Here is a 21,797-nt window from a genome sequence, read left to right as displayed (position 1 = left end):
AGCTTATGAAAAAAGGATATACAATGATGCATGAACACATCACCATAGATTTATCCGGAATCAAGAATGATGAGGACTGCCGTCTGGACTGTTTTGAAGAGTCACAAAAAGAACTGTGCCGACTGTATGAGCTTGGGGTAAGAAGAATCCTCGATGTAACCAATATCGGCATGGGACGAAACTCCAATTACTGCCGCCTGATGGAAGAAAACACCGGAATACAGATTCTTTCATCGACCGGGTTTTATAAGGAGCCCTTTCTTCCCGACTTTGTTTATACCATGTCAGTAAGGGAGCTGGCGGAGCTAGCGGTAAAAGAAATCTCAGAAGGGATTGTAAATACAGGAATTAAAGCAAGTGTAATCGGGGAATTCGGCACCAGTAAGGATACCTTTACTGAAATGGAACGGAAAGTTTTTGATTCCATGGCTCTTGCAGCCGTACAAACCGGTGCAGTTGTTACCACCCATACTACCCTTGGAACCATGGCTCTGGAGCAGGCAGAATATTTAAAAGCCGAAGGAGTAAAGCCGGAAAATATTATTATCGGGCATCTGGATCTGTCCCAAAATCCGGATACCATTATATCGGTATTGAAGGAAGGCGTAAATATTGGATTTGATACGGTAGGGAAAAACAATTACTGTCCGGATACATTCCGCGCCCAGATGTTAAAACGAATTGCAAAAGAAGGTTATCTGGATCAGGTGGTGCTATCCATGGATATAACCAGAAAGTCACATTTAAAGAAGTGGGGAGGACCTGGCTATGCATATTTGATTGAAACATTTCTTCCCATGCTTCTGGAATACGGATTGTCTGAGGAGCAGACCCAGCAGTTGATGATTGATAATCCCAACAGGATATTAAAACAGGAGGCTTAACATGAATACCAGTCCACTTAACAGCTTATCCGTTCAGGAAGCAGCCAGGCTGCAATTTAAAATCATAGACTGCATTACGAAAAGATTTAAAGGTCATGAAATACTGACACAGGGAGATTTAGGAGTCACTCCCGGAATTAATAAACCTGCCATAACTCAGAAAGCAGAACAGGTAATTGCAGATATTTTCGATGCAGAAGCCTGTATTCTGGTGAGAGGTGCAGGAACCGGAGCCATCCGTCTGGGACTTCACAGTATGTTAAAACCGGGGGAAAAAATACTGGTTCACAAAGCGCCCGTTTACAATACTACGGCTGTTTCCATGGAAATGATGAACATTTCAGCGGTAGAGGCAGATTATAATGACTTAAGTGAGATAACGCAGGTAATAAAGGAAAACCCGGGGTTAAAAGGTGCATTGATCCAGTATACAAGACAGAAACCGGAGGATGCCTATGATATGGCACAGGTGGTGAAAACAATAAAAGAGTGCGGCAGCCTGCCAGTCCTTACTGATGACAATTATGCCGTTATGAAAGTCAGCCGGATTGGAATTCAGTGCGGCGCTGATCTTTCCTGTTTTTCAGCCTTTAAACTTCTGGGACCGGAGGGGGTCGGCGTAATCGTAGGAAAGGCCTCTTATATTGAAACGCTTGTGAGAGAAAATTATTCCGGTGGCATGCAGGTGCAGGGACATGAGGCACTTGAAGTACTCCGTGGTTTTGCATATGCGCCGGTTGCTCTTGCCATACAGGCAGAGGTAAATGAAGAATGTGTAACACGGCTGAATTCAGGTGAATTACCTTGCGTAAAGCAGGCGTTTCTTGCAAATGCACAGTCAAAGGTTCTTCTGGTGGAGTTTAAAGAAGAGATTGCTGAGAAAGTTCTTATAGAAGCAGAAAAATTAGGAGCAGCGCCTAATCCCGTAGGAGCAGAGTCGAAATATGAGATCGTACCTATGTTTTACAAAATATCCGGGACATTTCAGAGTACAGATCCGGCACTTAAGAAGCGCATGATTCGTATCAATCCCATGCGGTCGGGAGCTGATACCATTTTACGCATATTAAAAGAAGCAGCGGAAAGAGTGATATAGATGTTTTTAGAGCAGACAGTAAAACGAAACAGGGATTTAGCAGAGGTTTCTTTTCAATTGCATCAAAGCGGACAAATCCAACCGGATTCCTATGTGATAGACGTGGATACATTTTTGGAAAATGCGGCTCTGATGCATAAGGAAGCAAAGAAAATGGGAATCCGGCTGTTTTTTATGCTGAAGCAGGTGGGCAGGAACCCGTACCTTGCAGGAAAACTGATGGAACTTGGCTTTGAAGGAGCGGTGGCAGTTGATTACAGGGAAGCCAGAATCCTGATGAATCATCGGATTCCCATAGCCAATATGGGGCATCTGGTGCAAATCCCCGACTCCCAGATTGAGGAGTTTGTGGCCTATCGCCCAAAGATGATTACGGTTTATTCGGAGGAGAAAATCAGCCGGATACATGAGGCAGCCAGGAAGCTGGGAGTGATTCAGGATGTGATTTTACGTGTTTACAATGATTCAGATATGATATATTCCGGGCAAACAGCAGGGTTTCATCTGAATGCATTGGAAGCGCTTACGGCACGGATAAAACATTTGTATCCCTGTGTCACTATTACAGGTGTAACATCTTTTCCCTGTTTTTTATATGATGAAACTGCCGGAGATCTAAGAGCCACCGAAAATATGAATACAGTAAAACAGGCTGTGGAAATTCTTAACAGAAACGGGATAAACTGCAGTGTTATTGATACTCCTTCCGGAACCTGTATCCATGCTTTGGAAAAAATAAAGGAGCAGGGCGGTAACTGCGGAGAACCAGGTCATGGGCTTTCAGGTACAACACCAATGCATGCAGTAAAGATGATGCCGGAACTACCATGTGTAACATACGTAAGTGAAGTATCCCATAACTTTATGGGGCAGGCTTATTGTTATGGGGGCGGTTATTACAGGCGTTCCCATTTGCAAAATGCACTGGTTGGCGTATCTCTTGAAAAATCGGAAGAAATGAACGTAACCCCTCCGTCTGATGAAAATATTGATTACTATATTGGGTTGGAGAAGGAGTGTGCAGTGGGGGATACAGTTGTAATGGCTTTCCGTTTTCAGATATTTGTAACCAGATCTGATGTTGTACTGATAGAAGGATTAAAAGAGAAAAAACCGTATATTGCCGGGATCTATAACAGCATGGGGATGAAAAAATGAAAAAAAGGTTTATTATTATCGTTTTAGATGGATTTGGCATCGGAGCAATGGAAGATGCTGCCAGAGTCAGGCCGGGAGATGAAAGAGCCAATACTTTAAAAAGCATTTTAAAGGATTACCCGGATTTAAAGCTTCCAAACCTTGAAAAGCTGGGTCTGATGAATGCGTATGGGGAAGAAAGTGAACGGATGAAATTTTCTCCAGAGGCTAATTACGGCAGCTGCCAGCTGATGCATTTTGGTGCGGATACTTTTATGGGACATCAGGAAATCATGGGGACACTTCCAAAAGAGCCTAAGATTCATCCATTCCAGGAGAAGGTGGATGAAATTAAATACCATCTTAAGGCAAGCGGGCATGACGTTCAGATTATGGAAAACCAGGGTTTGCGATACCTTCTGGTGGATCAATATGTAACAGTAGCAGATAATCTGGAAGCAGATCCTGGCATGTGCTACAATGTAACGGCACCACTGGATTTCATATCATTTGAAAAAGAATACGAAATTGCCCGAAAGGTGAGAGAAATTGCCTTAGTTGGTCGTGTCATTGTATTTGGTGGTAATGGAAATACGATGGAGGATCTGTTTCAGGCTGAGGAAGTAAAGCAGAATCGCTTTATTGGTATCTCCTCAGTAAAATCAAAATCCTATGAGCGTGGATATCAGTGCAGACACTTAGGGTATGGAGTAGACCAGAACGTACAGGCTCCTGCAATTCTGACAAGGGAGGGCTATTCCTGTACATTAATCGGTAAAGTGGCGGACATTGTTGCAAACGACAAGGGGTTAAGCATTTCCTGCGTACCTACAAAAGAGGTTATGGATCTGACAATTCGTGAAACAAAAGCCATGACTCAGGGATTTGTCTGTACCAATGTACAGGAAACAGATCTGGCAGGTCACTCTCAGTCTACCAAAAACTATAGGGAGATTTTGGAGATTGCTGACAGGGGAATCGGAGAATTGATTTCAGAACTGACATCAGATGATATTCTTGTAGTAATGGCTGACCATGGAAATGATCCTTTAATTGGTCACAGCAGACATACGAGAGAATGTGTCCCTCTTCTGGTATACAAAAAGGGTGTGACTGGCAGAAATATCGGACGAAGAAAAAGTCTTTCTGATGCAGGCGCATCTGTCTGTGATTACTTTAATACAATGAAACCACAAAATGGAGAATCATTTCTTAATGAGCTTTCAGACAGAAGATAGGAAAGAAGGCTGGAATTTTCGTATACCAGTGAAGATTCCAGCCTTCCGCATTATTCCATACCATTTATTTTTTTGCCAATTCTTTTACAAAATCTAATTATACCATCCTGGTACTTAATTCCAATGATACCTAACATAGCAGTAAAAGCAAAAACAGAAGCACTCATTATCCATTGGCCCTCCCGCATTGCAGATCCGATGATAGTGGAGGACAGGACAGAAGGAAGGCGTGCAAGAGTTGAGATAGCCAGGAATGGTATTAACTTCATGGAACTGGTTCCAACTACATATGTCAGCATATCCTTTGGAGTTCCGGGAATTAAAAACAGAATAAATACTATGGTTTCTAATTTCTTAGTGTCTTTCAGAAACGAAAATTTATCAAGTCTCCCTGTTCTGATAAGGTTTGCAGCAAAAGGTGCCCCCACTCTTTTGGAAAATACAAAAATGCCGGAGGAGGCCATTACACATCCAAGAAGACAAAGAAAAAGTCCGCCGGCCCACCCATACAGGGCTCCTGCCAGGATTTCAATGGGTTCGCCAGGTATAAATGCAATTACTATCTGGATTACCTGAATGCTAAGAACAAGAAGCCAGCCCCACAAGCCCAAAGAAGTAACCATCATTTTCAATTTCTGCTGTATTTCAGGCGCTGATAAAAGTCTAATATAAGGGAGTGAAAGTAAACCAAGAGCAAGCATGAGAGAAAAAAGCAAAACAAATACAAAGATCAATTGTATTACAGTGCTATTATTTTTTTTCATAGGATTGCCTTGATACTTTCATGTCTCCATTTCGGGTTTCCAGTGCTATGGTTATATCAGGAGATGAGCCAACAGATCCCCAGGCAGTGTGTTTGGTGGATTCAAGCTGATCTGTAAAAGAGGTATTAATTGATCCTTGTTTGGTTACGGCTGAAAATTGAAAAGCAAGTGTATCAGGAAGAATTACAGTAAGAGTTCCATTTTTTGAATATGCGGAAATATTGCCTGTTACATCGTAATAGGAAAGGTCAAGAGAACCCTCTCCTGAAGCATGAAAGGAGCCGGAGCCCCTAAGCTGGTCAGCGTTCAGCGTTCCGCCTTTCGATTGATAGTTAATGGTTCCGTTTATCTCATCCATTAATGTGGCGGCGTTGGCAGTCTGTACGTCAAATTTCTCTGTATCGATATTTTTAAAACTCAGACTTCCGTTTGCACTGGAAGCTTTTATCGCTGAAGCCTTTACATTAGAGATTTCCACGTTGCCGCTCGTCGTATCAACACCAAAATCACCTGGCACAATGAGAACAATTTCAGAGCGAATTGTTCCGCTTGTAGAATGCAGGGATAAGTTTTTTGTATTATTTTTTGGAATGTAAATTTCTATATAGGATTCAAAGCTGGAACGTCTAGGCCTTTTTCCCTCTGTAATCAGAAGTTCACCGTACTTTAAGGAGGTTCTGGCGTAATAGCTCCCTTTATTTTCGTTCATATATTCTTTTAATATCACTTTGCTCTGATCACTTTCTAAAACATAAATATCATCTGCATCATAATCAAGCCGGAGACGATCGAAATCGTCAGTATCGAAGGTAAGAGTATTCACCAGTGCAGTTGCTTTTTGTCCTCCACAGCCGGAAATTATTCCAAAGAGAAAAAAAGTAGTACAGGCGATCAATATTGAATTGCGTTTCATTAAATTATTCTCCTTTTTAGGATTTTATTAATTGAACCATTCATTCATCGGAACTCTATTTTTTTACGGAGCAGCAGCCCCGTAAAAATTATCTTTTATATGCGTGAAACAAGCTATCCATACAAATGCTTTTAGCCAATTCGACAGAAATGTTTTTTTGAATTTCGTAGGCATCATTGGTAATGTGCATTCCCCACCATGACATGGTTTCAATAATTAAGCGAGCAACGTATTGTGGATACTCGACCTGACGGAATGTTCCGTTTTGAATATACAGTGTGATGTATGACAGAACCTGATTGTAAAATTTTTGCCTGTATTCCTTATAATATGAAGTGAGTTTTCTCAAATCATCAGGATTTTTTTCAATGAGTAAACAGCCGATTCCGTACTTAGATATGACGTCAAATGCGTTGGACAACATCTCCTCCAGAGGAAAGTTTGTAACATCATCTAAATGTGCGGAGAATGATTTTGTATTCTGCTCAAACGCTTCCATAATTTCGTGATCCAGATTATCGAATAGCTGGGATTGGATTGGTAATTCGAACTCCTGAGTAAGAAATGATGGATCTATGGTTGCTTTAAGAAGAAAACTTAATAGTTCTCTCTTTCCTGTGAAATACACATAGAGCATACCGGTGGATAAACCAATTTCCTTTGCGATATCCTTCATTTGTGTCCGAGAATACCCCTTATTGATAAATAAATGACTGGCTGCGTCAAATATTAGTTTCATTCTGTTTTCCATTTTTAACACCTCCTTAATTGAACGATTCATTCAATAACCATTATATTCCTTTTTATCTGATTCGTCAACCGGGGATTAGCTGGTTGGATAGAAGTTAAAACAGGCATACCGCCTGTTTAGAGCGATATGCCTGTTTTAATGTTTTATAAAAATAATTCTATTCTACAGTCACGGATTTAGCCAGATTCCTGGGCTGATCCACATCTAAATTTTTCCCTACAGATGCATAATAGGCAATGAGCTGTAAAACCACTGCAATGGGAAATACTGTGAAACGATCCCCGATATCCGGAATATTAATCTGAATATCTGCGATGCCAGGCTCTACATTCATACTTTCCTTTGTAAGCAGAATTACAAAGGCTCCTCTTGCTTTTACTTCTCTGATATTGGATATGGTCTTTAAAAAGACATTTTCCTGGGTGGCAATGGCGATTACGGGCACCTCCTGTGTGATGAGAGCGATGGTACCGTGTTTTAATTCGCCGGCAGCGTAGGCTTCCGCATGAATATAAGAAATTTCCTTTAATTTTAATGCGCCCTCAAGAGAGAATGCATAATCAAGTCCACGTCCAATGAAAAAGGCATCCGGTTTATTGATTAAATGGGTTACCAGTGCTTTCACCATATCCTTTTTTTCTATCATGGCTTCCATGGCAGGTATGGAGTCGAGGAGCTTCTTCATGAAATCCTCTGCCTCTGCCACGCTGTATTTTTCCCTTACAAGAGCCATACGGCAGCAAACCATATAGAGGGCAGCCAGCTGAACGGAATAAGCCTTTGTGCTGGCTACTGCAATTTCAGGACCTGCATGGGTATAGAGTACAAAATCGCTTTCTCTTGCAATGGTTGAACCTTTTACATTAACGACTGAAAGGGTTCTGGAACCATAGCTTTTAGCCAGACGAAGAGCTGCCAGGGTATCGATGGTCTCACCGGATTGGGAGATGATAATAACCAGGGTTTTATCATCAACCAGTGGATTTTCATACCGGAATTCCGATGCGATGGATACTGTGACCGGAATTCGAAGAAGGGGTTCCATTAAGGCTCTTGCAGCCATACCTGCATGCATGGCAGTCCCGCAGGCCACAATCTGAACCTGATTACAATCTTTAAATACATCGTCAGGTATCTGGTCATCGGTAAAATCAGGCAGCCCCTTTGAAAGACGGGGGAGTATGGTGTTTTTTAACGCATCGGGTTGTTCGTGTATTTCTTTCAGCATGAAATGAGGAAAACCGTTTTTCATGGCAGCATCCATATTCCAGTTCACTTCCAGTATTTCCGGCTCCTGCTCCTTTAAATCCAGGTCATATAAATGGACTTTGTAGGAGGTGAGTCTTAAAATGTGGTCTTCGGGCACTACAAAATATTGTCTTGTATAAGGAATCAGCGCGGTCAGATCCGATGCCACAAAGGAACCTGAATGGGTATATGCAGCCACAAGAGGACTTACGTTCCGGATTGCATAGATTTCCCCCGGATGATCTTCAAACATCATACAGAAGCTATAAGACCCTTTTAAATGGGTAACCAGCTTTGAAATAGCTTCTGCCGGATTTCCGTCATAAAGACTTTCAAGAACCCAGGCTGCCACTTCGCTGTCTGTTTCAGAGAGAAGCTTTCCTTCCAGATGAAAGTCAGTGGTGAGCTGATGATAGTTTTCAATAATGCCATTGTGAACCAGTATTACCCGTCCGGCTCTGTGAGGATGGGTGTTTTCCGTAGTGACACCACCGTGGGTTGCCCATCTGGTGTGTCCCAGTCCGCAGTGAGAAACCTGCCTTATGTCCTCACAGCCCTTTTTCAGATTAGAAACTTTTCCGGTATGACGTACTAACTGAATTCTGGAATTTTCCATACAAAGAGCAATTCCTGCACTGTCATATCCACGGTATTCCAGCTGGGAAAGTCCTTCCAGCAATATTTTTTTTGAATCCAAAGGTCCTGTATATCCAATAATTCCACACATAATATAATCTCCTTTTTCATTGCTCTATTAATTTATGATCTGAATCTGTCAATTGCGCACACAAAAACAAGCTGTCTTCCATCGTCTGTAAAAACGGACAGCGTTTTGTCTACCAGGTTTTCTCTTGCATATACCGGTTCCAGAGTGGTTGTTTTGCAGTTACCTGCATATTTCACAATGGATACACGCCCGGCTGGCATGGAAGGGCATCCGCCGAATATTCGATCACCCTTCACCTCGTTAACCCTGGATACCGTTTTCTTACGAAAACGTTCACGATCGTATCCTCAGGTGCATGGCGCTTAGCTTTGCTATTTGTATTTATGCCTCCTTCATAAATTTAGTTTATTATAACTTCTCTTTCTTTGTGCGTCAATAGCATGATTTACATTCATTTTACTAAAAGATTCTTTTTCATTTTACATGGGTTCTCTAAAATGAAGTCAGGACACAAGAAAGGAAGCAGCGTCATATGGCAAGTCTATCTTTGGTAAATGTATGTAAAACATTTAAAAATGGTCAGATTGCAGTGAAGAATTTCAATCTGGATATAAGAGATCAGGAGTTTCTGATTCTGGTTGGTCCATCGGGCTGTGGAAAATCTACTACACTGCGGATGATAGCCGGACTTGAGGAAATATCCTCAGGGGAGCTATGGATAGACGGAGAATTAATGAATCTGACTGTTCCCCAAAAAAGAGATCTGTCCATGGTATTTCAGTCCTATGCTCTTTATCCTCATCTGACTGTTTATGAGAACATGGCATTTAGTTTGCGAGTACGAAATGTTGGTAAAACAGAAATTGATCAGCGAGTGAGAAAAGCGGCAGATGTTTTATGCATCAGCCACTTATTAGACCGGAAACCCCATGCTTTATCCGGTGGACAAAAGCAGAGAGTGGCCATTGGCAGCGCGATTGTCCGTGAACCAAAAGCTTATCTCATGGATGAGCCTCTGTCCAACCTGGATGCAAAGCTGAGAACACAGATGAGAGTTGAATTATCGAAGATACACAAAGAGCTTGGGGCAACCATGATATATGTAACTCATGATCAGGTAGAGGCAATGACTTTGGGCACCAGAATTGTGGTTATGAATTCCGGGGTTATATTACAGGCTGCTGAACCAAAAGTTCTATATACGAATCCCATCAATAAATTTGTAGCTGGCTTTATCGGATCTCCTTCCATGAATTTTATTCCAGTCTGGGTGGAGAGAAGGGAAGAACGAATTTGTGTGGAGTTTTCAAAAAACAGACTGTTTGTAAATGAGGAATGTGCAAAAAGACTTATAGAAGGTGATTATCTGGGCAGAAGAGTTTATCTGGGTATCCGTCCCGAGGATTTGCACGAAACTGGTACCAAAGATCAGGAACTGAAGCTGCATGTAGAGATAAAGGAAGTTCTGGGTTCAGAAATCCTTCTTCATGGAAAAATAGGAAGAAGCCCGGTATGTGCCAGACTGAAGCCGGATTTTCCATCTGAAGGGGGAAGGGAAGTATCCATCTTTGCAGACATGAGCCGTATTTTGCTGTTTGATATGGAGACGGAAGAAAACATATTATACCGTTAAGGAGCAATCCAATGAATTATAAAATAGTTACGAGAAAATTAAGCCCATATGTATACATCGCTCCAGCCATGGCGATTTTTGCACTTTTTCTGTTTTTCCCATTTTTCAAAACTATTTATTTAAGCCTTTTTAAAACAAATAAAATGGGTCAGGCAAAGTTGTTTGTGGGTGCAGGAAATTATTCCGAGCTTTTAAGCTCAGCGTCTTTTTTTAACAGCCTTTTTGTAACGGTTGTATTTGTAGTGATCGTAGTAAGTGTCAGTATGCTCCTGGGTCTTATCACTGCCGTATTATGCAATCAATCTTTTCCAGGGATCCGGATATTCAGCACTGCTTATGCGCTCCCAATGGCAATCGCTTCCAGCTCAGCCGCCATGATCTTTAAAATCATGCTTCATCCGGCTATTGGAATTGTGAATAAGATCCTGGGATTACATATCAACTGGATCAGCGACCCCAGATATGCACTGATTTGTGTGGCACTTTTAACAGCGTGGCTTAACAGCGGTATTAACTTTCTTTACTTTAGTGCTGGTTTAAGTAATATTGATGAAGTTATTTATGAGAGGGCGTCGGTAGACGGAGCCAGCTCATTCCAGAAATTTTTCCGCCTGACACTTCCTGGGTTAAGCCCGATTTTGTTTTATACGCTGGTTGTTAATATTATTCAGGCGTTCCAGTCCTTCGGTCAGGTGAAAGTATTGACCATGGGAGGACCGGGGGAATCCACCAATTTAATTGTTTACTCCATTTACCGGGATGCATTTTTTAATTACCGTTTTGGCAGCGCAGCAGCCCAGTCTGTGATTTTGTTTATCATCATTATGGTTCTGACTTTATGTATGTTTCGATTGGAAAAGAAAGGAGTACACTACTGATGGAAACTGTTATTTCCAGGGCTGTTAAAGATATCAGCATAGAAGAACTTGAGAATCTGAAAAGAGAGGCATTAAAGAAAGCGGTTTTACGCCGCAGGGTTGCCAGGCTGGCTTTGACCGGGGTTAATTTACTTATGACGTTGTTTCTTTTGCTGCCGCTTTTATACGCCGTCAGCATAGCGCTGATGCCTTCCGGTGAACTGTTTACAACCAGTATGAACTTAATACCGGCAACAACAACACTTGATAATTTCCGTCAGGCTATGGTTAAAATACCGTTAACCCGATTTATTGTGAATTCATTTTTAGTAGCAGGCTGTATCACTGCAGGACAGATCATATCCTGTTCACTGGCAGCATTTTCCTTTTCCTTTCTGGAATTTAAGGGCAAAAATCTGCTGTTTATGCTTGTGATGGCGACCATGATGATACCTGGAGAAGCGACGATTATATCCAATTACTTAACGGTAAGCGGATTTCGGTGGCTTGACAGCTATAAGGTTTTAATTATTCCTTATCTGACATCTGCCATGGGAATCTTTTTATTCCGGCAGTTCTATAAATCGTTTCCCATATCATTATACGAATCGGCCCGGATTGATGGCTGCTCTGACTTAAGATTCATTTACAGCATCCTCATACCTCTTACCAAGTCAGCCATAGGTGCCATGGCAGTATATACCTTTATCAATGCCTGGAATATGTATTTGTGGCCTCTTCTTGTTACAGGTTCAGATAAAATGAGAACGGTTCAGATCGGGATCGGGATGTTAGACAGTGTGGATTCCCAGTCGATTTCCATGATGATTGCGGGAGTAGTAATGATTATCATACCATCGATTTCCGTATTTATCTTAGGACAAAAGCAGCTGATCAGAGGAATGTTTTCAGGAGCCGTAAAAGGCTGACCTGATTCAGAATAAATCTTACATAAAATTTGGAGGACAATCATGAGAAAGAGAGCAGTTTCCTTTTGTATGGCGGCTATCATGGCTGCAGGAATGTTATCCGGCTGTTCCAGCCAGACCGGATCCGGAAATACCGCTGCATCTGAAACGAAAGAAGAAGTAACCACCAGTGCAGCACCTGTTGCCGCTAAAACCGCAGAAACTTCAGGAAATACACAAAAGACTTCCATTACCTTCTGGCACTCCATGGGCGGCGTCAATGGAAAAGCAATTGATGCACTTGTAGAAAAATTTAATAAGGAAAACACTTCAGGGATCACAGTTGAGGCTCAGTATCAGGGCAGCTATGACGATGCCATTAACAAGTTAAAAAGCGCTCAGATCGGTAACATGGGGGCAGATCTCGTGCAGATTTACGACATCGGAACCCGATTCATGATTGATTCAGGCTGGGTTGTTCCAATGCAGCAGCTGATTGATGAGGATAAATGGGATCTCTCTCAGGTTGAACCTAATATTGCGGCATATTATACAGTAAATGGTACTTTATATTCTATGCCCTTTAACTCATCGACTCCTATTCTATACTATAACAAAGATATGTTTAAGAAAGCCGGAATTACAGAGATTCCAGACAGCCTTCCTGGAATTGAACGGGTGGGAGATGACCTGCTTAAGAAAGGCGGAGCCGGAGAGGTTCTTTCTCTTGGAATTTATGGCTGGTTTTTTGAGCAGTTTACCTGCAAGCAGCAGGCCAGCTATGCAGACAGTGGCAATGGAAGAAAAGCAGCTGCAACGGCCGTTGATTTCGATAAAAATGGAGCCGGTGTAAAAACACTGACGGCATGGAAAGAATTATCAACCAAAGGTTATGCACCAAACGTGGGCAGAGGAGGAGATGCAGGACTTGCAGACTTCAGCTCTGGAAAATCTGCCATGACACTGGGTTCAACTGCATCCTTAAAACAGATCTTAAATGATGTAAATGGAAAATTTGAAGTAGGAACCGCTTATTTTCCAAAAGTTAGTGACGATGATAAGGGTGGAGTATCCATCGGGGGCGGTTCTTTGTGGGCATTAAATAATAATGATGCAAACAAACAGAAAGCGGTATGGGAATTTGTTAAGTTTCTTGTTTCACCGGAAAGCCAGGCATACTGGAACTCCCAGACAGGATATTTTCCAATCACCACTGCAGCTCATAATGAACCAGTTTTTAAAGATAACATAGCAAAATTCCCGCAATTTCAAACCGCCATTGATCAGCTTCACGATTCCACACCACAGTCAGCAGGCGCTTTATTAAGTGTATTTCCAGAAGCGAGACAGACGGTGGAAACAGAAATTGAAAACATGATTAACAACAATGGTACCCCAGAGGATGCAGTTAAGAAGATGGCTGATAGCATTAATAAATCCATTGCAGATTATAATCTATTAAATAAATAGTTTCAGAAAGGATATTAGCAGATGAAAACAAAGGTATGGGCTCACAGGGGAGCTTCCGCTTATGCGCCGGAAAACACACTGGAAGCATTTGAACTGGCTGTCAGGCAGCAGGCAGACGGAGTGGAGCTGGACGTACAGCTTACCAAAGACGGGAAACTGGCAGTAATCCATGACGAAACAATTGACCGGACCTGCAACGGTGTGGGCAATGTAAAAGATTACACCATGGCTGAACTAAAACAATTTTCCTGTAATAAAACACACCCGGAATACACAGCTGCAGTCATACCAGAGTTAAAGGAAGTTCTTAAGCTGTTAAAGCCAACTGATTTAACTGTTAATATCGAACTTAAAACCGGGGTATACCGTTACAAGGGGATTGAAGAAAAAGTATTAAAGCTGGTTAAAAAATTGGAGATGGAAGAGAGGGTAATCTATTCCTCCTTCCATCATCCCAGCATTATAAAAATTAAAAGGCTGAATCCCAACGCAAAAACCGGTGTTTTATATTCAGATGGCTGGATTCATGTGGTCGCTTATGCAAAGCTGATCGGAGCAGACGCTCTTCACCCGTCTGTTAACAACCTGCGGTCAGAAAAATTAATCAAAGAATCAAAAAAGAAGAAGATTCCTCTTCATGTATGGACTGTCAACGAGGAAGCGTTAATGAAATATTTAGCGGAGCAGGGGATTGGAGCAATTATAACCAATTATCCTGATATCGCAAGAAGAATAGTGGATAAGAAAGGATAAAAATTATATGATACGATTAGTAGCCTCCGATATGGATGGAACACTGTTAAACCGATATGGCAAAATTTCTTTAAAAAACCAGGCTGCTGTTCATGCATTGAACAGAAGAAATATTGGTTTCGTTGTATGTACAGGGCGAAATTATGCAGATGCTTATGCGCCTTTGGAGGAAGCAGGAATATCCTGTGACATCATTTGCATGAATGGCGCTTCTGTTTATAACAGCAAGGGAGAACAAATCCGCAAGCAGACGTTACTTAAAAATCAGGTCAGTCGTATTCTCAGCATATGCCGGCCATTTTCCGTGCTTTACGATTTTATGACGGATGAGGGCAGTTACACCACCTCAAGTCTGGAGGAATTTAAGGAGAGCTTTGAGAACAAAATTTTTCTTTCCATGGTTTCCGATGAACATACCTTCGAAACCATTGTGAAGCGTTTTCAGTTTGTTTCGGAAGAAGCTCTCATTCAATCTGATACTGATATTTATAAAATGTCGATTGTACATGAGGATCCTAAAGTTCTTTCTTATATCCGTTCCTGTCTGGAGAAGGAAGAAGGAATATCCATTGCATCCTCAGCAGCTACCAATCTTGAAATAACACATTTCTATGCTCAAAAAGGAAATGCACTGCTTGAATTCGCCATTAATAATAAAATTCACCCCAGAGAAATCCTTGCCATGGGGGACAGTGAAAATGATTTATCCATGCTCGTTCTTCCGTTGGGTTACACCGTTGCCATGGAAAATGGATCTGAGAAAATCAGGAAAAGTGCACGGCTCATTACCAGATCCAATGAAGAGGATGGAGTAGCAGCAGCAATTGAAGCGCTGGTTTTGTCGGATGCAGCGTTAGCAACCGGTTAAAAAACGATTATCATTCCAATAATCATCTGATATCATATCTGAATCCTCATCTTTTCCCTTTTATTCTACCGTTCAGACTCATTTCTTAACATTCAATTTTAACTTTATCCCGGTTTTATCCGGATCTTTTGAAAAATTATTGATTGACCGATAAAATTAAGAGAAAAGCAAGAAATAAGAGTTGAATTTCTGTTAGAATATGTGGGGTTGTCTAAGACAACATGGGAAAGGATTGAGGACAGAGTCATGGATCATGAGGATGAATTAGATCGTATGAGGGCCCGGAAGAAAAGAAGCGATAACGGCAGAATGCGTGAGAAGCCTATACAACATACACCGGAAAGAAAAAGTCAGGCACAGGAGCCAATGCAGGCTTCCCATGGTGACAGAACCTATTACAGTACTGGTGACGGCAGGAATCCACGGGCCAGATACAGTGGTCAGCAGACTAGTGCAAACCACAAAAAGAAAAAAAGGCATCATAAGAAGCACAAAATTATAGTTAAATTAGTTATCATTGCAGCATTGCTGATTGCAGGATTATTTCTTTTTAAACAGAGAACCCATCAGAAGGGTTATTGGACAATTGCCGTTTTCGGCGTGGACTCCAGAGATGGAAACTTAGAAAAAGGCGCCTTGTCGGATGTGGAGATGCTTTGCAATATTAATAAGGAAACTGGTGAAATCAAGCTGTTGTCTGTTTACCGCGATACTTATTTAAAGATTAACAGCAAGGGCACTTATCATAAAATCAATGAAGCATATTTTAAGGGCGGGCACAAACAGGCCATGGAAGCCCTCAACGAGAATCTGGATTTAAATATTGACGATTATGCAACCTTTAACTGGAAGTCTGTAGCAGATGCCATTAATATTCTTGGTGGAATTGATTTGGAAATCACAGACTCAGAATTTGCTTACATAAACGGTTTTATCACAGAAACAGTAAATTCCACAGGAGTTGGTTCCCACCAGCTGAAACATGCCGGAATGAATCATTTAGATGGTGTACAAGCAGTTGCTTACGCAAGACTGCGTCTGATGGATACTGACTTTAACCGAACCGAACGCCAGAGAAAAGTCGTAAATCTGGCTATGGAAAAAGCTAAAAATGCAGATTTTGCCACCAGAAAAACACTGGTAGCAACAGTTTTCCCGCAGATCTCCACCAGTGTGGGCATGAATGATATTCTGGCGATTGCAAAGGGCATCAGCAAATATCATATTGGCGAAACTGCCGGCTTCCCATTCTCTCGTACAACCATGAAAGTTGGGAAAATGGACTGTGTAATACCAACCACCCTGGAGAGCAACGTAGTGCAGCTGCATCAGTTCCTCTATGGTCAGGAAAACTATGCACCGTCCTCCGCTGTGAAAAAAATCAGTGCATCGATTTCGAAAGAAACCGGACTCACAGAACCCGGTAAAAATACCCCTACTGGAGGCAGCTCCAGCGGCAAAAAAGGTAAGAAACAAACGGAGGCTGCTGTAGAGACGGCTCCGGCACAGACAGAGGCTGTTGTTGAAACGACAGAGGAAACCAAAGAGACAGTAAAGGAAACAACGGTAGCAGAAACAAAAGAGCAGGAGAGTGGGAAAGCACCAACCAATGAAGACGGAAGTCTGATCGGGCCTGGAGCAAAAGTTCCTGATACAAAAGAAGAAACAAAGAAAGAAGAAACAACAAAAGAAACGAAAAAACCAGTCAGCTCAGAAAAAGCTACAGAGGAAGAAGTACCCACGGAACCAGAGACAAATGCAGGTCCAGGGGCATAAATAAAATTAATTTTATAGATTATATAATTAAAAATGACAAAACGTTAAAATGCCAAAATAAAAGGGCAACGTTTTGTCATTTTTTATTTATGCAAATTATATTACCAAATATTTGTAATTTATTTTGCCATATGATATATTTAAAGAAAATAGGTAAGGGGGAAGTATTATATGAGTACAGAGAAAAAAATCACCAAAAGAAACTCCGGATTAAAGTTAAAAAAAGGGAAGAAAATCGCATTGTTTCTGGCTGCATTCCTAATTCTTGGTTGTACGCAAACAAAATACGGAAATAACGTAATAACCGCCCAGGCACATTCCGGCAGGACAGATTCACAGGGAGGACACCGTGACAACAAAAACAAAAGCGGTTTAGGCAGTTACCATTACCATCATGGATATTCTGCTCATCTCCATCCAGGCGGAGTATGTCCCTATGATAATAATAGCAACAGTAATGCTTCTTCGACAAAGCAGAATTCTTCTGTACCTGAGACTAAGTCTGATGCTGTATTAAAAGCGGAAGATTATAAATTGATATTTGAATCCACGTATTATTATAATAATAATCCTGACCTTCAGACCACAATTGGAAGCAACGGACAAAAGTTATTGGAGCACTTTGTAAACAATGGTATGGAAGAGGGAAGGAGAGGTTGCAGTACCTTTGACGTGATGGTTTATAAAGATAATAATTCGGATTTGGCAGCTTTATATGGAGATGATTTAAAGAAATATTACGAGCATTATATGAATTGTGGGTACAATGAGCAGCGTGTGGCCTATTAATGGCTACAAAGTGGCAGCGGAGAGTAGAAAAGCGCTTAATAGTGGGAACATTCATTCATATTTATTAGAAAATAATTGTAATGAAGGATTTATTATGATATTATGGAAAAAAAAGGAGGTTTTATGTATGAAGGGGTTTTTTAGAGCTATATTTGCAACAATTATACTTGCTGGTTTAATGATAATACCTGCAAGTGCAGCAGAAGACCAGGCTGTTAACTGGGGAGATGAAAGATATCAGATTATGGTTCCAGGCTTTATTGAAACAAGAGACATGACAATAAACGGAGAGACTACAACAGTAGTCGTTGTTCAGAAACCAGAAAAAAATGCTGAGAATAGGTATCGTTTTTTCGATATTGTGACAACTGATACAAATGCAGTATCCATAACTTCAACTGTTTTAAAAGTAAATCATGAATATGCAGGCGATTTAATGATTGAACTTGAGAATGGCCGCGTCAGCTACGTTCCATTTTTAGATGGCGATATTGAAGAATTATCTAAAGAGCCATTGTATTTTGGATTCACATTTAGGGATAATAAATGGAATGAAATTTGTGATTTCCCACTTTGGGTAGTGTTTGAAGATAAGAAATAAAATTATTTCAGATTGTTAAAGGTTTAAAAAAATATAGTTATTATAAGACGGGGCGATTGTTAAAGTAGATATAACTACGGTAACAAATTGCCCCGTTTATTTCTATTAAACATATATCCTTCTTTTAAAACATCGGTTGCTTCCCATCTGCCGGATATGGTAAGATCAAAGAGAACAGTATTAACGGATATCCCAGATATATGGCATATGAATGATAACAAATACAGACAATTGTGTCCGGATTCAGACAGTAGTTATAAACTGTGTGGGGGTATAATAGCGGCATAAATAATTCAGTGTTTTATACAGGAGGAGCAAAGATATGTCAAAGGATATTCTTTTTATCATTTCGGATCAGCATTCATACAAAGTACAGGGTTATGCCGGGAATCGGCTGGTGAGGACTCCTAATCTGGATCGGCTGGCTGCAGCCGGTACTGTTATGAGTGATTGTTATGCGGTATGTCCGCTGTGTGTACCGTCAAGGCTTAGTATGCTGGCGGGCCAGTTTCCCAGCACGGTGAAAGCATTGACAAATGATGCATCCCTGGACTCCGCGGTGGCTACCTTTGTACATTCTTTAAATGCCGGTGGGTACGAAACAACCCTTTGCGGCAGAATGCATTTTGTCGGACCGGACCAGCGGCATGGCTTTATCAACCGACTGGTTGGTGATATTACTCCCACGGGTTATGTAAGAAGAGGGAAGAAGGAAGGGGTGGACGCTCTGCCGTGGAACAGAGGACGGATTGAGCATACAGCGATCCAGTGCATCGGAGGCGGTGATTCCACCGTGCTGGAATTTGACCGTGATGTGACAGCAGCTGCAATCGCGTATCTGGAGAAGGAACATGAACGTCCGCAATTCTTATGCGTTGGCATGTATGCACCGCATTTTCCGTATATTGCGCCCAAGGTATTGTTTGATTATTATTATGATAAGGTGGAGTTGCCGGAAGCATCCTACCGGGCCGATGAACATCCCATTCTGGAAGGAAAGCTGCGGGATACAGATCCTCAGACAGTTCGTGCGGCTATGGCCGCCTACTACGGCATGACAGAATTTATGGATCAAAACATCGGAATGGTTGTGAAGGCCTGGGAGCAGTATCTGACTCGTACAGGCAAAGAGGGAGTTGTGATTTATGTATCCGATCATGGGGATTCCAACGGTGAGCATGGGTTTTATGGAAAAAATACATTTTATGATTCCTCCGTTCATGTGCCGATGATCTTTGCCGGGGAGGGGATTCCTGAAGGTAAGGAAATCACAACTCCTGTCAGCCTGCTGGATTTGAGCCCGACCCTTTGTGAAATGACCGGGGCTCCGCTTCCGCCAAGGCAGGACGGGGAAAGCCTGGCAGAGATAATCTGCGGAAAAACACAGAACGATGAGAGGATTGTTCTTTCTGAACTAAGTCACCGCTTCGGCATGAAATCCATTGGCCGAATGGCAAAATGGAAGCAGTATAAATTTATCACGTTCTCCGGTTTTGAGGAAGCCGACCAGTTATTTGATCTGGAAGCGGATCCCTTTGAGACGAAAAACCTGATCTGTGATTATCCGGAAATTGCAAAGAAATTGTCTGCTTATATTAAAAATAATATGAAAGCACCGGAAAAAGTACTGTCTGACATCAATACCCTAAGTTTAAATATGGATATTATCTCTAAATGCAGGCAGGATAATAAGGAAGAGTGGCAGGTACAGGAGGGACTTGCTCAGGAGGCACCGACGCCGATGATCGCTACCGGGGTTGAGATATCCTTCCGATAATAAAATGAAGGCGGGGTAGAATTATGCATGGACAGATTTTGTCAGGCTATATCGATTACATTAAAAATCTGAATATACTGAGTAAGCTGGATATTGTCCTGTTAACGGAAAAGGGAAATGTTGCTGCAGATTTTATTAAGTGTTCTAATCATAAATTTATCCAGAAACGCCGCAATTGTTCCAGACAGAATTTCATTGACCATGTATTAGCTCTTGCAGCGAAAGACCCGGATTTTCAGGGGACTGAATCTCCATTGTTAATGGGGGAATACTATTTTCATGCGGTTTCTGTTAATTTGCAGGATGAGAAGTACTATCTGTGTATCGGACCGTTCTATATCGTTGAAGTTATTTCAACGATGATTGAAGCAGATCTGCCCCATTACTGGCTGGCAGATATAAAAGCAGCTGCGGTTTTATTTCGGAGCCTTCCTGGAATATATAACACTCAGTTACCAGCTCCTCAACGGGACACTTCCCACGGAATCTACCGGAAAGAATTGGAGATCAGAGAAATCCATCGTCTGAATCCCACCTCACAGATTCGTTACAATGCGATGAACGAAAAAATCATTCGTACCGCCATTGCAAACGGCGATATAGAAATAATTAAAAAATACAATTATGAGTTCAACTACATGATACCGGATCACATGATGAGTGGCGAAGAACCGCTTAAGCGGGCGAAACACGGTATTCTAAGCGGAAACAGTGTGTATTGCCGTGCTGCAGAGGACGGCGGTGCCTCCAGCGTTACGGTCAGAAATATCTGTGCCGAGTATGCGGCGCAGATGGATCATGCAGGCACCATTGAGCAATTAATTAAACTGAGAGAAGAGGCAGCTCTGACGTATTGCCGGAAGGTCAGGGAAGCGAAACAGGAAAAATACTGTGTGTATGTGAGACGCTGCGTTAATTGGATCGAAGAAAATCTGGCTGACGATCTGACCCTTTCCGGGGCAGCCCAGTACTGCGGAATTTCCTATGATTACCTTTCCCGGTTAATAAAAAAAGACTGCGGGTGCTCTTTTTCGGATCTGGTTCACAAATCGCGCTGCCAGGCGGCAACTTATTATTTGCAATGCGGCATTGAGATATGGGAAATTGCCGAAAAATGTGGTTATAAAAGCAGTTCGCAGTTTTGCCATGCATTTTATAAACGATATGGTATGCCACCGGGACGGTGGCAGAAAGAACATATGTTATAAGAAAAGGTCATGAGGACTAGCAATTAGTTCTCATGATTTTTTTGTGGATTTATAGCGAAAACAGGGCGTATCGGACGAAATCAGACAATGAAAAGCAGAATTTATTTACTATAATCTACCTGCATAGAATAGTCGATAAAAACTGATTAGGGTAAGTTTTATCGACGATAAAGGTGTTTATAGAAAATAAAAGTGGAGTTGGTGAAAAATTATGAAGCTACATGAAATTATATTGTTTGGTATGATTGGATTAAGTGCTTCCACGGCAGGGGCGGTTTGCGGTATTGGAGGCGGGGTGATCATAAAGCCTCTTTTAGATGCATTTGGTTTGCTGAGTGTGGAAGCCATAAGTTTTCTATCCGGCTGCACAGTGCTTGCCATGGCATGTTTTTCTGTGTTAAAATCAATTTCAGGCGGAGATTCTTCTGTTGACAGAACAACTGGTACACCTCTGGCAAT

The 21,797-nt window shown here is 41.6% G+C and carries 20 protein-coding genes and 1 pseudogene; 16 read left to right on the top strand and 5 right to left on the bottom strand.

Going from position 1 to position 21,797, the window contains the following annotated elements; translation table 11 throughout:
- The first annotated feature begins 5 nt into the window (after positions 1–5).
- From BXY41_RS13720 to BXY41_RS13705, 4 genes are read left to right on the top strand one after another with little or no spacing between them, the layout of a single operon-like run.
- Positions 6–884, top strand: a complete 879-nt coding sequence (locus BXY41_RS13720; protein WP_104437432.1) for a phosphotriesterase family protein — start codon at positions 6–8, stop codon at positions 882–884.
- Between the two features lies 1 nt (position 885).
- Positions 886–1,980, top strand: a complete 1,095-nt coding sequence (locus tag BXY41_RS13715; protein WP_104437431.1) for an aminotransferase class V-fold PLP-dependent enzyme — start codon at positions 886–888, stop codon at positions 1,978–1,980.
- The gene (locus tag BXY41_RS13710) at positions 1,981–3,138 is read left to right on the top strand and encodes an alanine racemase (protein WP_104437430.1); all 1,158 of its coding nucleotides are present in this window, start codon (positions 1,981–1,983) and stop codon (positions 3,136–3,138) included.
- Positions 3,135–4,355 (top strand): phosphopentomutase, encoded by a 1,221-nt coding sequence (locus BXY41_RS13705; RefSeq protein WP_104437429.1) that lies wholly within the window; start codon positions 3,135–3,137, stop codon positions 4,353–4,355. Before BXY41_RS13710 ends, BXY41_RS13705 begins: the two co-directional genes overlap by 4 nt.
- Positions 4,356–4,405: 50 nt before the next feature.
- On the opposite strand, the gene BXY41_RS13700 is transcribed toward BXY41_RS13705, so the two are convergent.
- The 5 genes from BXY41_RS13700 to BXY41_RS26575 form a co-directional block, all read right to left on the bottom strand.
- A complete protein-coding gene (locus tag BXY41_RS13700) occupies positions 4,406–4,981 on the bottom strand; it encodes a TVP38/TMEM64 family protein (protein WP_170072365.1) in 576 nt (191 codons plus the stop codon).
- Between the two features lie 124 nt (positions 4,982–5,105).
- Positions 5,106–6,032: a DUF4097 family beta strand repeat-containing protein gene (locus BXY41_RS13695; protein ID WP_104437427.1), complete on the bottom strand. Its 927-nt coding sequence runs from the start codon at positions 6,030–6,032 to the stop codon at positions 5,106–5,108.
- An 88-nt stretch (positions 6,033–6,120) separates the two neighbouring features.
- Complete coding sequence (locus BXY41_RS13690; protein ID WP_104437426.1) at positions 6,121–6,783, bottom strand: TetR/AcrR family transcriptional regulator; 663 nt, start codon at positions 6,781–6,783, stop codon at positions 6,121–6,123.
- Positions 6,784–6,940: 157 nt separating this feature from the next.
- Positions 6,941–8,758, bottom strand: a complete 1,818-nt coding sequence (gene glmS / locus BXY41_RS13685; RefSeq protein ID WP_104437425.1) for a glutamine--fructose-6-phosphate transaminase (isomerizing) — start codon at positions 8,756–8,758, stop codon at positions 6,941–6,943.
- Positions 8,759–8,790: 32 nt separating this feature from the next.
- Positions 8,791–8,994, bottom strand: coding sequence for a hypothetical protein (locus BXY41_RS26575; protein WP_146088580.1), 204 nt, complete (start codon positions 8,992–8,994; stop codon positions 8,791–8,793).
- Positions 8,995–9,230: 236 nt separating this feature from the next.
- On the opposite strand from BXY41_RS26575, the gene BXY41_RS13680 reads away from it, so the two are divergent.
- The 12 genes and pseudogenes from BXY41_RS13680 to BXY41_RS13625 all read left to right on the top strand — a co-directional run.
- Entirely contained in the window at positions 9,231–10,331 is a 1,101-nt protein-coding gene (locus BXY41_RS13680; protein ID WP_104437424.1) for an ABC transporter ATP-binding protein, read from the top strand.
- A gap of 11 nt (positions 10,332–10,342) precedes the next feature.
- Positions 10,343–11,209 carry a carbohydrate ABC transporter permease gene (locus BXY41_RS13675; protein WP_104437423.1) on the top strand — a complete coding sequence of 289 codons (867 nt, stop codon included), beginning with the start codon at positions 10,343–10,345 and terminating at the stop codon, positions 11,207–11,209.
- Positions 11,209–12,117 carry a carbohydrate ABC transporter permease gene (locus BXY41_RS13670; protein WP_104437422.1) on the top strand — a complete coding sequence of 303 codons (909 nt, stop codon included), beginning with the start codon at positions 11,209–11,211 and terminating at the stop codon, positions 12,115–12,117. Before BXY41_RS13675 ends, BXY41_RS13670 begins: the two co-directional genes overlap by 1 nt.
- 42 nt (positions 12,118–12,159) lie before the next feature.
- Positions 12,160–13,566, top strand: a complete 1,407-nt coding sequence (locus BXY41_RS13665) for an ABC transporter substrate-binding protein (protein ID WP_104437421.1) — start codon at positions 12,160–12,162, stop codon at positions 13,564–13,566.
- A 21-nt stretch (positions 13,567–13,587) separates the two neighbouring features.
- Entirely contained in the window at positions 13,588–14,319 is a 732-nt protein-coding gene (locus BXY41_RS13660; RefSeq protein ID WP_104437420.1) for a glycerophosphodiester phosphodiesterase, read from the top strand.
- Between the two features lie 7 nt (positions 14,320–14,326).
- Complete coding sequence (locus tag BXY41_RS13655; protein ID WP_104437419.1) at positions 14,327–15,187, top strand: Cof-type HAD-IIB family hydrolase; 861 nt, start codon at positions 14,327–14,329, stop codon at positions 15,185–15,187.
- A gap of 246 nt (positions 15,188–15,433) precedes the next feature.
- Positions 15,434–16,963, top strand: a complete 1,530-nt coding sequence (locus tag BXY41_RS13650) for an LCP family protein (RefSeq protein ID WP_104437418.1) — start codon at positions 15,434–15,436, stop codon at positions 16,961–16,963.
- Between the two features lie 171 nt (positions 16,964–17,134).
- Positions 17,135–17,752: a YHYH domain-containing protein gene (locus tag BXY41_RS27210; RefSeq protein WP_242980202.1), complete on the top strand. Its 618-nt coding sequence runs from the start codon at positions 17,135–17,137 to the stop codon at positions 17,750–17,752.
- Between the two features lie 127 nt (positions 17,753–17,879).
- Complete coding sequence (locus BXY41_RS13640; protein ID WP_104437417.1) at positions 17,880–18,353, top strand: hypothetical protein; 474 nt, start codon at positions 17,880–17,882, stop codon at positions 18,351–18,353.
- A 322-nt stretch (positions 18,354–18,675) separates the two neighbouring features.
- Positions 18,676–20,130 (top strand): sulfatase family protein, encoded by a 1,455-nt coding sequence (locus BXY41_RS13635; RefSeq protein ID WP_104437416.1) that lies wholly within the window; start codon positions 18,676–18,678, stop codon positions 20,128–20,130.
- A 23-nt stretch (positions 20,131–20,153) separates the two neighbouring features.
- The gene (locus BXY41_RS13630) at positions 20,154–21,338 is read left to right on the top strand and encodes a helix-turn-helix domain-containing protein (RefSeq protein WP_104437415.1); all 1,185 of its coding nucleotides are present in this window, start codon (positions 20,154–20,156) and stop codon (positions 21,336–21,338) included.
- 211 nt (positions 21,339–21,549) lie between these two features.
- A pseudogene (locus tag BXY41_RS13625) lies at positions 21,550–21,797 on the top strand (sulfite exporter TauE/SafE family protein); the annotation flags it as partial.

The organism is Lacrimispora xylanisolvens, from assembly GCF_002934545.1.
GTDB classification, from domain to species: Bacteria; Bacillota; Clostridia; order Lachnospirales; family Lachnospiraceae; genus Lacrimispora; species Lacrimispora xylanisolvens.
Note: the sequence above shows the minus strand (reverse complement) of the source record. Positions and strands in the feature narration are given on the sequence as shown.